At 67.5% G+C, this 15,790-nt stretch carries 7 protein-coding genes; 3 read left to right on the top strand and 4 right to left on the bottom strand.

Going from position 1 to position 15,790, the window contains the following annotated elements; translation table 11 throughout:
* The coding region (locus tag VFW84_RS14510; protein WP_329681172.1) for a tandem-95 repeat protein at positions 1-7,165 on the top strand (7,165 nt) is incomplete at its 5' end.
* A gap of 10 nt (positions 7,166-7,175) precedes the next feature.
* Here the strand turns inward: VFW84_RS14510 and VFW84_RS14505 are convergent.
* Both VFW84_RS14505 and VFW84_RS14500 read right to left on the bottom strand, forming a co-directional pair.
* The gene (locus tag VFW84_RS14505) at positions 7,176-9,269 is read right to left on the bottom strand and encodes a hypothetical protein (protein WP_329681171.1); all 2,094 of its coding nucleotides are present in this window, start codon (positions 9,267-9,269) and stop codon (positions 7,176-7,178) included.
* A 10-nt stretch (positions 9,270-9,279) separates the two neighbouring features.
* Complete coding sequence (locus VFW84_RS14500; RefSeq protein WP_329681170.1) at positions 9,280-10,899, bottom strand: hypothetical protein; 1,620 nt, start codon at positions 10,897-10,899, stop codon at positions 9,280-9,282.
* Between the two features lie 157 nt (positions 10,900-11,056).
* Here VFW84_RS14500 and VFW84_RS14495 point away from each other — a divergent pair, with 157 nt between their 5' ends.
* Entirely contained in the window at positions 11,057-11,761 is a 705-nt protein-coding gene (locus VFW84_RS14495) for a response regulator transcription factor (RefSeq protein ID WP_329681169.1), read from the top strand.
* A 26-nt stretch (positions 11,762-11,787) separates the two neighbouring features.
* Here the strand turns inward: VFW84_RS14495 and VFW84_RS14490 are convergent, their stop codons facing one another.
* On the bottom strand, positions 11,788-13,671 hold the full coding sequence (locus tag VFW84_RS14490) for a sensor histidine kinase (protein WP_329681168.1): 1,884 nt from the start codon (positions 13,669-13,671) through the stop codon (positions 11,788-11,790).
* A 115-nt stretch (positions 13,672-13,786) separates the two neighbouring features.
* Positions 13,787-14,560 (bottom strand): ParA family protein, encoded by a 774-nt coding sequence (locus VFW84_RS14485; protein WP_329681167.1) that lies wholly within the window; start codon positions 14,558-14,560, stop codon positions 13,787-13,789.
* A gap of 155 nt (positions 14,561-14,715) precedes the next feature.
* Here VFW84_RS14485 and VFW84_RS14480 point away from each other — a divergent pair, with 155 nt between their 5' ends.
* Complete coding sequence (locus VFW84_RS14480; protein WP_329681166.1) at positions 14,716-15,786, top strand: catalase family protein; 1,071 nt, start codon at positions 14,716-14,718, stop codon at positions 15,784-15,786.
* Positions 15,787-15,790 lie beyond the last annotated feature (4 nt).

Genomic DNA, 15,790 nt, shown 5'->3' with positions numbered 1-15,790 from the left:
CGCCCTGGCCGGCCTGAGCTACACCCCCACCGCCCAGTACAACGGCAGCGCCACCCTCACGCTGCTGACCTCGGATCTGGGCAACACCGGCAGCGGCGGCACCCTCACCGACAGCGACACCGTGGCCATCACGGTCAATGCGGTCAACGATGCCCCCGTCAACAGCGTGCCAGGGGCCCAGTCGGTCAATGAAGATGGCAGCCTGGTCTTCAGCTCGGGCAACGGCAATCTGATCTCGATCAGCGATGTCGATGCCGCCAGCGGCAGCATGCAGGTCACGCTCAGCGTCACCAATGGCACTCTGAGCCTGTCGGGCACCAGCGGCCTGAGCTTCAGCAGTGGCGATGGCACTGCGGATGCCACCATGACCTTCAGCGGCACGGTCAGCGCCATCAACACCGCCCTGGCCGGCCTGATCTACACCCCCACCGCCCAGTACAACGGCAGCGCCACCCTCACCCTCATCACCTCGGACCAGGGCAACACCGGCAGCGGCGGCACCCTCACCGACAGCGACACCGTGGCCATCACCGTCAATGCGGTCAACGATGCCCCGGTCAACAGCGTGCCCGGCGCCCAGTCTGTCAATGAGGATGACACTCTGGTCTTCAGCTCGGGCAATGGCAACCTGATCTCGATCAGCGATGTGGATGCCGCCAGCGGCAGCTTGCAGGTCACGCTCAGCGTCACCAATGGCAGCTTGACGCTGTCGGGCACCAGTGGCCTGAGCTTCAGCAATGGCGATGGCACGGGCGACACCACCATGACCTTCAGCGGCACGGCCAGCGCCATCAACACCGCCCTGGCCGGCCTGATCTACACCCCCACCGCCCAGTACAACGGCAACGCCACCCTCACCCTGCAGACCTCGGATCTGGGCAACACGGGCAGCGGTGGCCCCCTCACCGACAGCGACACCGTGGCCATCACGGTCAATGCCGTCAACGACGCGCCGGTCAACAGCGTGCCCGGCGCCCAGTCGGTCAATGAAGACACGGCCCTGGTGTTCAGCTCGGGCAATGGCAACCTGATCTCGATCGCCGACGTCGACAACGGCACGATGCAGGTCACACTCAGCGTCACCAATGGCAGCTTGACGCTGTCGGGCACCAGCGGCCTGACGTTCAGCAATGGCGATGGCACGAGCGACGCCACCATGACCTTCACCGGCTCGGTCAGCGCCATCAACACCGCCCTGGCCGGCCTGATCTACATGCCGACGGCCGATGTCAACGGCAGCGCCACCCTCACCCTGCTGACCTCGGATCTGGGCAACACCGGCAGTGGCGGCCCCCTCACCGACAGCGACACCGTGGCCATCACGGTCAATGCCGTCAACGATGCCCCCGTCAACAGCGTGCCAGGCGCCCAATCGGTCAATGAGGACACCAACAAGGTGTTCTCCGTGGCCAATGGCAATCTGATCTCCATCTCGGATGTCGATGCCGGCAGCAGCACGATGCGCGTGACGATCGCCGCCACCCTGGGTCGCACCACCCTGTCCACCACGGCCGGCCTGACCTTCACCGCCGGCGATGGCACCTCGGATGCCACCATGACCTTCTCCGGCACCGCCAGCGCCATCAACACCGCCCTGGCCGGCCTGATCTACCGGGGCAACGCCAATGTGAGTGGCGCAGGCTCCATCACCATCACCACCTCGGACCTGGGCAACACCGGCAGTGGCGGCACCCTCACGGACGTCGACACCATCGCGGTGACCATCAATGCGGTCAACGATGCGCCCGTCAACACCAAGCCTGGCGCGCAGACGGTCAACGAAGACACGGCCCTGGTGTTCTCGACTGCCAACGGCAACAGCATCTCCATCGCCGATGTGGACGCAGGCGCATCGGCCATGCAGGTCACCGTCAGCGTCACCAATGGCAGTCTGAGCCTGTCGGGCACCACCGGCCTGAGCTTCAGCGTGGGCGATGGCAGTGCCGACACGACGATGACCTTCACGGGCACCCTCACCAACATCAACAACAGCCTGGCTGGCCTGAGCTTCAACCCCACGGGCGATTTCAACGGCGCGGCCACGCTGACCATCGTGACCTCCGATCAGGGCAACACCGGCAGCGGCGGTGCGCGCAGCGACACGGACACGGTGGCGATCACCGTCACGGCGGTCAACGACGCCCCCGTGGCCACGATCACCCCCCCGAGCTACAACGCCACGGAACAGCTGGCCCTGGCCCTGCAAGGCACGGGCCTGAGCATCAGCGATGTGGATGCTGCCAGCGGCATGCTGCAGGCGACGCTCTCCGTGGCCTCGGGCACGCTGACCATCGCCGCCGGAAGCACGGGGGTGATCGTCACAGGCTCGGGCAGCAACAGCGTCACGCTGGATGGCACCCTGGCCCAGATCAACGCCTTGCTGGCGGGCACCGGGGGCGCCACCATCAGCTATGTGATCGCCTCGGACACCCCGCCCGCCACCGACACCCTGACCTTGCTGATCAGCGATCTGGGCAACACGGGCAGCGGTGGCATCCTGAGCGCCTCGGACACGGCCCTGATCAACATCGCCGCCGTCAACGACACGCCTGGCGTCAGCATCACGGCCCCTCTCTACACCGTGATCGAGAGCCGGTCCGTGTCCCTGCATGGCAGCGGCCTGAGCGTGTCCGACCCCGATGGGGGAGGCATCGCGGCCCAGGTCACGCTGTCGGTGGACCTGGGCACCCTGACCGTGCTGCCTGGCAGCACCGGCGTGGGAGTGGCCGGCTCGGGCACTGGCACGGTCACGCTGACAGGCACGATCGACCAGATCAATGCCCTGCTCGACGGCACGGGCGCAGCCACCATCAGCTACACCAATGACAGTGGCATACCGCTGGCCGACGCCACGCTCACCCTGGGCATCAATGACCTGGGCAACACGGGCAGCGGTGGCGCGCTGACCGCCTCGGGCAGCGTGCTCATCGACGTGATCCCGCCCGCGTCCATGGGCTCGGTGCTGGTGCCTGGCATCAGCCAGGGCGCCATCGGCGCCTTCTATGGTTTCGATGCCACCACGGCCCTGGGCCGGGACGATTCCGGCGGCGGTCACGACATCACCCTGACAGGCGGAGCATCGCAGACGGCCGGCGCCGATGGCCGCCAGAGCGCCCTGCTGCTGCCCGGCGGCGGTGAAGGCGGCGACATTGCCGGCTTGACCACGGGGGGCGCCACCACCCTGGCGACCTGGGTGCGCTTCGACGCCACGGGCACGGGGGATCGGGTGATCGACCTGGGGCAGGCCTCGGGGGCCGGCATCGGCAACATGGTCATCGCGCGCGATGGATCGAGCGACCAGATCAGCTTCATCATCGATGTGGGTGGCACGCAGTACACCGTGAGCTCGGCCGCTGGCGCCATCACCAACGGACAATGGATGCACGTGGCGGGCACGGTCGACGGCACGGGCCTGATGACGCTGTATGTCAACGGCGCCGTGGCCGGCAGTGCCCAAGGGGTGGTGCTGGCCAGCGGGGTGCGTGATCACCATTACGTGGGTCTCTCCAACACCCCGGGGGCCGACTCTCTGCAGGGTGCGGTCAATGATCTGCTGATCCTGAACCAGGCGCTGACGGCCTCGCAGATCGCTGCGCTGGCCCAGGCCGGCGGCCCCTCGGTGCAGGAGCGCGCCGCCAACGGCACCGTGGTGGGCACGGTGGTCAGCAGTTCCTCCAACCTGGGCGCCAGCATCAGCTACACCTTGTCGAACTCCGCGGGCGGACGCTTCACGATCGACGCCAGCACCGGCGTGATCACCGTGGCCAACGGGTCCGCCCTGCAGCATGATCTGAGCAGCAGCCACATCATCACCGTGCGCAGCACCGATGTGAGTGATGGCAGCGCCCTGGACGTCAACTACACCATCACCCTGATCAACATCAACGATGCCCCCCAGGGTGCGGACACCACGGTCACCCTGTCGGAAGACGGGCAGCACGTGTTCGGCCTGAGCGATTTCGGCTTTGGCGATGTCAACGACAGCTCGGCCAACCAGTTGCTGGCGGTCAAGATCAGCAGCCTGCCGCTGGCGGGCAGCCTCACGCTGGACGGCGTGGCCGTGAACGCGGGCGACACCCTCCTGGCCAGCGACATCGCCCTGGGCAAGTTGGTCTTCACGCCCGCTGCCAACGCCGCAGGCAATGCCTACGCCAGCTTCGGCTTCCAGGTGCAGGACGACGGTGGCACCGCCCTGGGCGGCATCGATCTCGACCCCACGGTGCGCACCCTGACCCTGAATGTGAGCGCGGTCAATGACGCCCCTCTGGGCAGCGATGCCACCGTGCAGGGCACGGAAGACACGCCCTATGTGTTCAGCATCGGCGACTTCGGCTTCAGTGATCTGGAAGGCCATGCCTTTGTCTCGGTGACGATCAGCAGCCTGCCGCTGGGCGGCACGCTGACGCTCGACGGGGTGGCCGTGCAAGCCAACGACGTGATCCTCAGCAGTGACATCGCCCTGGGCAAACTGGTGTTCACCCCCACCGCACAAGCGAATGGCACGGCCTACGCGCAGATGGGCTTCCGGGTGCATGACGATGGCGGCGTGGCCCTGGGCGGGGTGGACATGGATGTCAGCGTGCGCACCCTGACGCTGGACATCAGCCCGGTGAACGATGCACCCATGGGCAGCGACGGCACATTGACCGTCGCCGAAGACAGCGACCATGTCCTGCAGGCCAGCGACTTCGGATTCAGCGATCCCGACGATGGTGGCGCCCACCAGTTGCAGGGCGTGCGCTTCAACGTGCTGCCCGATGTCGGCACCCTGACACTCAACGGCGTGGCCGTGACCGTGGACCAGGTCGTCTCCCTGGCCGACATCAACGCGGGCCTGCTGCGCTACCGCGCCATGGCCGATGACAACGGCGTGGGCTACACCCGCATCGGCTTCCACGTGCAGGACGATGGCGGCACCGCCCTGGGCGGCCAGAACGAGGATCCGGTACAGCGGACCTTGACGGTCGATGTCACCCCCGTCAACGATGCCCCGGTCACCATCGACACCGGTGCCTCGGGTGCGGAAGACACGCCCATCGCGGGCCTGGTCACCGGCAGCGACATCGATGGGGACGCCCTGAGCTTCACCCTGGGCAGCGGGCCGACGCGAGGCAGCGTGGTCGTGGCCGCCGATGGCAGCTTTGTCTACACACCCGATGCCAACGTCCACGGCGGCGACAGCTTCACCGTCATCGTCTCCGATGGCCAGGGCGGCAGTGCCACCAGCACAGTGTCCATCACCGTCACGCCCGTCAACGACGCCCCCATCACCTTGGACACCAGCGCTTCGGGCGCCGAGGACGCCAGCATCAGCGGAGCCGTCATCGGCAGCGATGTCGATGGCGACACCTTGAGCTTCGCCCTGGGCAGCGGGCCAACGCGAGGCAGCGTGGTCGTGGCCGCCGATGGCAGCTTTGTCTACACGCCCGATGCCAATGTCAACGGCAGCGACAGCTTCACCGTCATCGTCTCCGACGGCCAGGGTGGCAGCGCCACCAGCACGGTCTCTGTCAGCATCACCCCGGTCAACGACAGCCCTGTGGGCCAGGATGCCAGCGCCTCGGGTGCGGAGGACACGGTCCTCACCGGCGTGGTCAGCGGCAGCGATGTCGATGGGGACGCCCTGAGCTACAGCCTGGCCAGCGGACCCACACACGGCAGCGTGGCCGTGGCAGCGGATGGCAGCTTCAGCTACACCCCGGCCGCCGACTTCCATGGCAACGACAGCTTCACGGTCACGGTGTCCGACGGCCAGGGCGGCAGCAGCACCTGCACCGTCACCCTCACGCTGACGCCTGTCAACGATGCCCCGGTCAGCGCCGACCTCGGTGTCGCCGGCCTGGAGGATGTGGCCCTGAGCGGACAGCTTGCCGGCAGCGACGTGGACGGCGATGTGCCCGTGTTTGCCTTGGCCAGTGGCCCCACGCATGGTCAGGTCACCGTGGGCTCGGACGGCGGCTTCACCTATGTCCCGACCGCCCACCATCACGGCCAGGACAGCTTCACGGTCAGCGTGTCCGATGGTCAGGGGGGGCAGGTGATCAGCACCGTGACACTCACCCTCAGCCCGGTCAACGATGCCCCCACCAGCCAGAACCTCACCCTGACGGGCACGCAGGATCAACCACTGCCTGGCACCGTGAGCGGCACCGATGTGGATGGCGACCCGCTGGGCTTCTCCCTGGGCACCGCCCCCCTGCATGGCAGCGTGAGCCTGGGAGGCAACGGCGCATTCACCTACACCCCCACGGCCCAGTTCACCGGCAGCGACAGCTTCACCGTGGTGCTCAGCGATGGCCAGGGCGGCAGCACCCTGTCGACGGTGTCGATCACCGTGCTGCCCCGTGTGGTGATGCCCCCGATGGGGCCGCCGATCACGGTGGATCCCCCCGTCGCGCCCACCACGCCGATCGACATGAACCCGCCGGGTGCCGGTGAGGGCTCGAACGGCGGCACGACCGAGGAGCCCGTGACCGAGCCTGGCCCGCAGGAGCCGCCGCCCCAGGAGGGCGGCGATGAAGGCACGACCGATGGCCCCGGTGGCCAGGGTCAGGATCCCGTGGCCGTGACGCCCAATCGACCCGGCGTGGGTGGCGGCCCGCTGAATGACGCGGGTGCCGGTGGGGCCGATGCCCGCCAACTGGGCCGCCTGCTGCTGTCCGCAGGGGGCTCGTGGTTCACGCTGCAGCCCAGGGAGTTCGAGGTCCCGACCTTCAACCTGATGGCCATCGAGATGTCGCCCGTTCCCAGCGGCATCTCGATCATGCCCTCGACCCCGCTGAGCACAGGTGACATCGCCTTCTCACTGCAGGGCAACCGACAGACCGACAGTGGCCCCTCCATGCCCTGGGGGCTCGACAAGGTCTCTGCCGAGCAACTGCAGGTCAGCGGCACCGTGCTGTCCATCGGTGCGGTGTGGTGGATCTCCCGGGGCGCCACCCTGATCAGCAGCCTGCTGCTGACCACGCCTGTGTGGCGACAGATCGATCCGCTGCCGGTGTTCAGTCAGGGTCGCACCCGCTTCGATGAGGAAGAGCCCCCGAGCCGCCACGGCGACTCGGACGGCTCGGACGGCTCGGACAGCGATTCAGACCGGGCCATGAACGCTCGGGCCGAAGGCATGTTCGATCAGCGGGAGGAGAACCAGCCCCACTCGATTGGCTGATGCCGCGGGCTCAGGCTCGCGCAGCCACCCCGGCCACGCGCCGGCGCCAGGCCCCCAGGGTCAGCAGGCCCGCCAACACCAGGGCCCAGCCCTCGGGCTCGGGCACGGCGCTGCTCACCTGCAAGGACAAGCCTTGCGGACCCCAATCCACGGCGCCTTGCCAGCCACTGGCCAAGCCCTGCACCCGCCAGCTCACACTCTGCCCCAGTGCCGGCTGACGGGTCAGCAGCGTGCCGCCCACCGTGATCAGGTCGTTGAAGCTGACCGCCCCGCCGCGGTAGTCGCTGAAGTCCAGCACCACCGTGCCCAGCAGTGTGGCGTTGCCCGTCACGATGAGTCGGTCATACTGACCCGGATCGCTGCCGTCGATCTCCAGCACCAGCTCCCCACCTGGTCGGAGGGTGTACTGATCCAGGGTGATCGTGCCCGGTGAATTGCCCGGCGCAAACGTGCCGCCGGTCTGCACGACCCGCTGGAGTTGCCCGCTGCCCTTGAGCAGCCCACCTTGCAGAAACACCGTGCTCTGAGCCGCATCGCCATTGATCACCATGGTGCCCGCCTGCTGCGTCAGGTGGCCCTGCGTGATCACCGCCCCGGCCTGCAGATCGAACACACCGGTATTGATGAACGTGCCGGAAGTGCTCAGGGTGCTGCTGACCACGAACGCCCCCTCGTTGCGGAAGCCCGCGGCGGTGCCCACCACCGTCATGCCCGACAACCCCGAGGCTTCCACGCGCCCCTGATTCACGATGCTCAGATTGGGCGCATAGAGTGAGCGCCCACCCAAGGTGCCGCTGCCGCTGAGCACCTGACCCGCGCCAAGGGTCAGCACCGGCTCACGGCCCAGGAAGTTGCCATACCCTTCCAGGATGTTCATGCGGCCCGGGCTGTCCAGCAGCTCGATGCGCCCCGTCCCGTCGATCAGGGTGTCGTGGTAGAACTTCAACTCGCCCCCGGCACTGCCCGAGCTGCTCTGGCCGGGGCTGCTGCCCCCCAGGACGATGCGGCCCTGGTTGTCAAGGCGCGAGGCCACGGCTGCGCTGACCGCGTCGTAGCCCATTTGCAGACGCTTGCCGTCGGCCACCACCAGTTGGCCCTGCAAGGTGATGTCACCGATCAGGCCCTGGTTCTGGCTGTAGGCATCGACACGGATCGCACCGCTGCCCTCGCTGCGCAGCCGCCCGTTGCGGATCACCGTGCCCGACGCCAGATCGACATGGGAGCCCATGCCCGCCTCCAGCGTGCCGCCAGTGTTGTCAATGGAGCCGTTGAGCAGGAGCCGACCACCGGATTCGGCCCGCATGAGCCCGTCGTTGAAGTTCATCGCCATCTGGCCCGCCGGGATGCCATAGGTGCTGCTGACCATCAGCTGCGAAGGGCTGTCGGCAATGATGCGGCCATGATTGGTGAGGGCCAGCGTGCCGTTGTAGCCGAGGTAACCGCCGCCACGCACGGTGTGGTCGCTGGCAACGATCAGGCGATCGCCCCAGCCCTCCTTGCCATAGATGATCTGCTGGCTGTTGAAGGTGCTGCGGGCGTTGTCGGCACCGTAGCCGTTGGACATCACCGTCTGGCCCGATCCGGACAAGGTCACCTCGCCCAGGATGCCCAACTTGGCCAGGCGCCCATCGGAGCTGATGCGCATCAGCCCATGGTTGCTGATGCTGCTGCCAGTGGCGCCACCCACGATCAGTTGCACATCACCGCGGCTGTAGCCCACGGCGTTGTCACCCCAGGGCGCCGAGCCCCCCAGCACGACGGTGTCCCCCGCATCGATCACCAGGGCGCCGATACTGGGCCCCTGGATGGCTGAGCCGTTGTTGCTCAGCGGCGAGATCTGCAGCACGCTCTGGCGCGCGGGGTTGTTGTCCACCAGCACACGCGTGCTGCTCAGGTTGGGGGGCGGGCCGCTGGGTGCCCAGTTGTACAGATAGCTCGGCGGGCTGCCAGGCACATAAACGGCGTTGCTGTACCAGAGGTGGTCTCCCACCCCGTCCAGAAAGGTGTAATCGGCGGCATGGGCCGGCGCAGACGCCAGGATCAGGGCGATGGCCCCCACCAGGGGACGCAGGGCAGCGCCAGGCGCCAGGGTTCGATGTTTCATGATCATCCTCTCAACGGCGGAACGTGCAGTGGTATTCCACGAGGTCCCCCGAGCCGGTCGGGCCGACTTCGGTGAAGGACACCACGACAGGGCCTTCATAGAAGCTGGCATCAGCCCAGCGCACATGCCCATCACTGCCACTGCGACCACCCGAGGGCAGATTGAGCTTGTAGCCCTTGACGAACTCCTGGATGCTGCTGTCCTCAGGCGAGGTCAATGACAGCTCGACATCCGAATCCATGGTCTGCCCGATCAGGCCCAGGGTGCTGGCGGGGCTGCGACCGTCCACGGTCAGGCTGATGCGCCCATCGGCCGCCACGCTCATGGAGCAACTGGTGCGTGGCACATTGGCCGCCACACAGCCCCGGTCTTGGGCCGCCTGATTGCAACTGCGGTAGTACTCTCCGCCCGAGGCCACGCCGGTGTAGCTGCCCACGAAGTTCGACACCACCGTGCTGTCGAGCGTGACGTAGTCACTGGTCCAGGTCGGCATCAGTGCCAGGGTCCCGATCGAGCGCGTGATGCTGTCGATCGCGATGCCGGTGCTGACCGGGCCATTGCTGGGCTGGCAGGTCATGCCGCTGGTCGTGCCCTCGATGTTGGTCGCGGCCTGGATCTGGTAGAGCCTCACCACGCTGCCCGACGTCGTGATGCCCAGCTTGACATACGAGCCACCGGGACTGGCGATGCGGTTCACGACTGGACCGGTGGAAGCGATGAACTCGATCTGGGGGCCGGTGAACACGGTGCCGAGATCTTCCCGCTCCCCGTTGAAGGCCGCCGTGATGGTCTGCGTGCCATCGCTGACCGTGATCACCCCGTCGCCGACGCTGTAGCTGCAGGTGGCCCCCGCCGCCCCGGAGATGCGGGGCAAGGTGCCGCTCAGACCCTGCAGCAAGGCCAGATCGGTGGCGGTCCTGGCTCGGCCAAAGATAGAGCTCGGAGTGCTACCGCTGTCGCCACCGGAGCCCCCGCCCTCAGGCGGCGGGATCAGGGCTCCAAAGGTGCCCTCGCCCTGCGCGGAGGCATTGACCAGATCCTCCAGGGTCTGGCCTTGGTCTTCCATGCGCTGTCCCAGGGCGTCGAGGATCTGGTCCTCGGCATCGCCCACCTCAAAAGCACCGCGCATCGGGTCGATCGCCGGGCGCGTCAGGCCCGCGCTCTGCAGTTGATCACTCACATGGGTGATGCTGGCGGGCAGTGCAGCCACGACCTCGCTGCCACGGGCCGCATCAAAGGCGTCGTACAGGGCCGATGGCGATTGCCCGGCGGCACGCGCCAGCACCAGTTCGGTCAGGGGCGTGATGTTGACCCGGCCTTCGGCTTCGGCCAGGCTGTGCAGGGACTGCGTCGGTGTGCCATGGCTCAAGCGCAGGACACAAGGCAAGGTCTGCCCGCCATCGAGTTGCAGCGTGAAGCGACCGGCCGAATCGGTCGTGCCCGACACCAGGGGCCCGCTGGCGCACTTGGCCGTGACCGGGGCATTGGGCAAGGCCGCGCCGGTGGCGGCCAGACCGCTGAGGGTCGGCCCCTCATCCCCACCGCCACCGCCGCCACACCCCACCAGGGTCACCAGGCCCAGCGCGGCCAGGGCCCCGCTCAGGCGGGACACAGGGTTCAACTTCTTCACTCTCGACACACTCACCACGATGCACTCCTTCAACCGTCACTGCGCGATCAGGGGCGACTATGGGTGCGAAGGCTTCGGGTCCGTGTCACCCAAAGATGTGACCCCGGTTCTGAGAGGTGCGCCAGGCAGGCCAGCCTCGCTACACTGAAAGGTCATCATGGCCGCCGACCACATCCTCCTCGTTGAAGACGACGCTGCTGCACGCACCTGGCTGCACGATCAACTGCGCGCCTTGCCGGACACCTCGGTCAGCACCTGTGACACCGTGGGCGAGGCCATGCGCTGGCTGGACGAGCGCGTGCCCGACATCGTGCTGACCGATCTGGGCCTGCCCGATGGCTCCGGTCTGGACGTCATCCGCCACACGCGAGAAAAGCACCCCGACAGCGAGGTGCTGGTCATCACCATCTTTGGCGACGAGGCCCACGTCATCCAGGCCATCCAGGCCGGTGCCGGGGGCTACCTGCTCAAGGACACGGGCCTGCATTCGCTGGGCGATCACCTCAGCCACCTGCGCTCGGGCGGCTCGCCCTTGAGCCCCCGCATCGCCCGCATGCTGATCCAGCAACACCAGGGCCCCGCCTCGACACCTGTGCAGGCGCCCCCCCAGGCCGCCAGCCCGCCCGCGTCGACCCCGCACGCCCCCGGTACCGCCCTGACCCCGCGCGAGCTGGAGGTGCTCACCGGCATCGCCAAGGGCTTCAGTTACGCCGAGCTGGCCGAGCTGCTCGCCGTGTCGACCAACACCGTGCGCACCTACATCAAGCGCATCTACCAGCGCCTGTCGGTCAACTCGCGCAGCGAAGCGGTCTACGAGTACAACCAGATCCTGGCCGCCCAGGGCCGCCCGCCTCTGGCCTGAGGCCCAGGCTCACCGCGCGCGGCGGCTCAGCGCAACTCGCTCAGCACCCGCAGGGGCACCACCAGCTCAAAGCAGCACCCCCGAGGCTGGGCGGCCAGCCAGCGCGCCTCGCCCTGCAGCGTCTGGGCGCGTTGCCGCAGATTGCTCATGCCCCGGCCCTGACGGGCCTGCTCGGGCAGGCCCACGCCGTCGTCCTCGATGCGCAAGGCCAGTTGCCCTTCCCGGATCGACACCTGCACCCTCACCGCCTGGGCCTGGGCATGACGGATCACATTGGAGATCGCCTCGCGCACGATGCGGCCCAGTTGCAAGGCGCCCTGGGGGGTGACACTCGCCTGCTCGGCATCCGGTGCCATGCAGGGAGGCCAGGCCAGCGACAACTGGGCCGCGTCCAGGCGCTGGGCCGTCTCCGCGCGCAGATCGGCCAGCAGATCCGCCAAGGGCAAGGCCCCCTGCCCCGAACGCGAGACCACATCACGCAGATCCTGCAAGGCCGACTGCGCCAGGTCCACCTGCTCCAGATGCTGCTGTCGACGCGCCTGGATCACCAGGCCCAGCAGCTTGGCCCCCAGGTCATCGTGCAGATCACGGTAGATGCGCTCACGCTCCTGCGCCGCTGCCTGGTCGCGCTCCATGGCGCGGCTGGACTCATAAGACGCCAGCAAGGCCTCGCGCGCACGCGCCACACGCTGCTCCAGATCGGCATTGAGACGCTCGACCTGCGAGAGGCTGCGCGCAAATCGGCGCGCCAGGTGGGTGGCCAGGAACAGCGACGCAAAAGGCGCCCCGAACGGCGTGAGATAGAAGCGGTGGCGCGACAACTCGCTCACCAGGCCGATGGACAGCCACTCCGTGGGCGCCGTGATGACCACGTCATGGATGCTGGCCAGGGCCACCACGGCCATGACCACGGACAGGGTCAGGTGCTCGCGCTGCCCGCTGGCACGCCAGGCCCGGGCGGTGTGAACCACGATGTAGACCAGCAAGGCCAGACCCATCACATGGCTGGCGCTGAACACATGGATGCGCTGCAAGGGGGGCATCAGCCACGAGGTGCACATGAAGGCCGTGGCCAGGATCCACAGGCCCCGCTCCAGGCGCGGCCGCGCGGTCTGCGTGCGCCGGTGGATGTAGCAGGTCAGGCACACCGTCCACCACAAGGCACCGCTCTGGGCCAGCCATTGCAAGGTCAGGCCGCCGATCCAGGGATCGTTGGCAAAGGTGAACCACGAGATGAAAGACCAGGCCAGGCAGCCCAGCCCGAACCACAGGTACTGCTGCTCGTGGCGCCGCATCAGCCAGATCGACAGCGACAGCGCGGCCAGCGACACCAGCAGCAGGGCCAGCCCCCCATGGAACTCGGCCTGCCAGAAGCGCCGGATCTCAAAGGTCGGGCGCAGGGTCTCGGCCGCGCCCACCTGCACACGCGAGAGCATGCCAAAGCCGCCTCCCGTGCGCAGATGCACCCACAGCTCGTCGGGTCGGCCGTCACGTCGCCAGAGCTTGTCGGCCAGGGGCAGAAAAACCGGGTAGTTCCAGCTGTAGCTCACCGGCGCACGCATGCGGCCGTTGTCACCGATGAAGACACCGTTGAGGTAGACCGCCGCATTGAGGTGGGCCTGCTGCACATACATGGCCCGTCCCTGGGCCACCTGCGGCCCCCGGGGCAGCACCAGGCGATACCAGCCGCCCCCCGCCGGCAGGTCTTCAGGACGCCAGATGTGGGGCAAGGCCACACGGCGCCAGCGAGGATCGGAGATGGAGGGTGGCGACTCGCTGTCGGCGCTCAGCACCCAGGCCTCGGTGAGGACCTGAGGCGGCGCCACCGGTTCGGCCATCGCCGGGCCCGCGCAGCACAGGGTCAGCGTCAGCCACCCCCAGCGCCAGTGGACCAGCAGGAGGTGGAGCATGCGGCGGATCATGTGCGAGCCCAAGACAGCAAGTGGCAATGGCGCATTATTGAAGCTCGCCCCGCCCTTGCACAGCCCCGCCCCCCCGGGATGAGACCCCTGAGGTGAAGGGGGCTCAAGCGCCCTTGTTCACCCGTGCCACCAGCTCGTCAGCGAACTCGATGAAGGCCTGCGCGCCCTTGCTGGCACGGTCGAACACCACGCCCGGCACCCCATGGCTGGGCGCCTCGGCCAGGCGCACATTGCGCGGGATCACCGCGTTGAACACCTTGTCGCCAAAGTGGCTCTTGAGCTGGTCACTGACCTGCTGCTGCAAGGTGATGCGCGGATCGAACATCACGCGCAGCAGGCCGATCAACTGCAACTCGCGGTTGAGGTTGGCGTGCACCTGCTTGACCGTGTTGACCAGATCGCTCAGGCCTTCGAGCGCGAAGTACTCGCACTGCATGGGCACGATCACGCCATGCGCGCAGGTCAGGCCATTGAGGGTGAGCAGGCTCAGCGAGGGCGGGCAATCGATCAGCACGAAATCGTAGTCACCCGCGGCCGCTTCCAGGGCGGTCTTGAGGCGCCGGTCGCGGCGCTCCAGGTTGACCAGCTCGATCTCGGCGCCGGCCAGCTCCCGGTTGGCCCCCAGCACGTCATAGCCGCCCTTGGGGCTGCGCTGACGCGCCTCGGCGATGGTGGCATCTTCCAGCAGCACGTCGTAGACACTGTGGGCCAGTTGACGCTTGTCCACGCCCGAGCCCATGGTGGCATTGCCCTGCGGGTCCAGGTCGACGATCAGCACGCGCTGACCGATCTGGGCCAGCCCGGCGGCCAGGTTCACGGTGGTGGTGGTCTTGCCCACCCCGCCCTTTTGGTTGGCGATGCAGAAGATGTGCGGCATGGGGCCATTATCGCGTGCGTTCTCTCTGCCGCAGGCGCTCCTCACCGCCCGCGGGTTTGCCCTTTCATTCATTTCGATGTTGATGGAACACCGCAGACCCGCTCCAATGGGCCATCACGCATACTGCACCCACACCATCACAGGGATTCTTTCGCATGCCCATCACCCGCCCCTTCACCCTCTCGGCCCTGGCGCTGAGCCTGGCCACGCTGGCGCCCTGTGCCGCCTGGAGCGCCACCGCCCTGCCCAATGCCGATGGCGAAGTCATCCCTGAGACCGAAGCGGCCGACACGGCCGCCACCGTGAGCATGATCCGGGACATGGTGCAAAAGGGCTTTGACACCACAGGCCACGCCTTCCGTGACGCCCACCGCAAGGCCCATGGCTGCGTGAAGGCCCGCTTCACCGTGGCACCCCAATTGCCGCCCACCCTGGCTCAGGGCCTGTTCGCCCAGGCGCGCAGCTATGACGCCGTGATCCGCTACTCCAACGGCTCGCAGGTGCAGGACGACACCAAGGGCGATGCCCGCGGCATGGCCATCAAGGTGATGGGGGTCGACGGCCCCAAGTTGCTGGGTGACGAGGCAGGCGCCCGCACGCAGGACTTCCTGCTGATGAACCACCCGGTGTTCTTCGTGCGCAACGCGCGCGACTACGTGGGCTTCCAGAAGGCCATCTCGGGTGGCGCCTGGACCACGGCCGGCTGGCTGACCACCCACATCTTCCATGAAGGCGCCATCCTGCTGGCGATTCAGAACCGCAAGATGACGAACCCCCTCAATGCGCGTTACTGGAGCACCACGCCTTCGCGGCTGGGCACCCAGCAGGTGAAGTACTCGGCCGTCTCCTGCACCTCAGGCAGCTTCACGGACGTCTCCACCGGGCCCGACCTGTTGCGCGAGAACATGGAGGCCCACCTGGCCCGCCAGGGAGCCTGCTTCGACTTCAAGGTGCAGACCCGCACCCAGCCCACCAAGATGCCCATCGAGGATCCGACCATCGAGTGGAAGGAAAGCGCCGCGCCCTTCACCACCGTGGCCCGCATCGAGATCCCGCCCCAGCAGGTCGAACAGGGCGAAGCCTGCGAGATCCGCTCCTTCACGCCCTGGCACAGTCTGGCCGAACACCGCCCCCTGGGCGGCATCCAGCGGGTGCGCAAGGCCACCTACCTGGAAATCTCCAGGCTGCGACACGATCTGAACGGTCAGCCTCGTGTCGAGCCCTGATCGT

The organism is Aquabacterium sp. (genome assembly GCF_036279655.1).
Classification (GTDB): domain Bacteria; phylum Pseudomonadota; class Gammaproteobacteria; order Burkholderiales; family Burkholderiaceae_C; genus Aquabacterium.
This window is presented reverse-complemented; position numbering and strand designations above follow the sequence as displayed.

Coding starts and splice junctions, on each gene's coding strand:
- VFW84_RS14505 (WP_329681171.1), bottom strand. CDS start 9,269: ATGAAACATCGAACCCTGGCGCCTGGCGCTGCCCTGCGTCCCCTGGTG.
- VFW84_RS14495 (WP_329681169.1), top strand. CDS start 11,057: ATGGCCGCCGACCACATCCTCCTCGTTGAAGACGACGCTGCTGCACGC.
- VFW84_RS14490 (WP_329681168.1), bottom strand. CDS start 13,671: ATGCTCCACCTCCTGCTGGTCCACTGGCGCTGGGGGTGGCTGACGCTG.
- VFW84_RS14485 (WP_329681167.1), bottom strand. CDS start 14,560: ATGCCGCACATCTTCTGCATCGCCAACCAAAAGGGCGGGGTGGGCAAG.
- VFW84_RS14480 (WP_329681166.1), top strand. CDS start 14,716: ATGCCCATCACCCGCCCCTTCACCCTCTCGGCCCTGGCGCTGAGCCTG.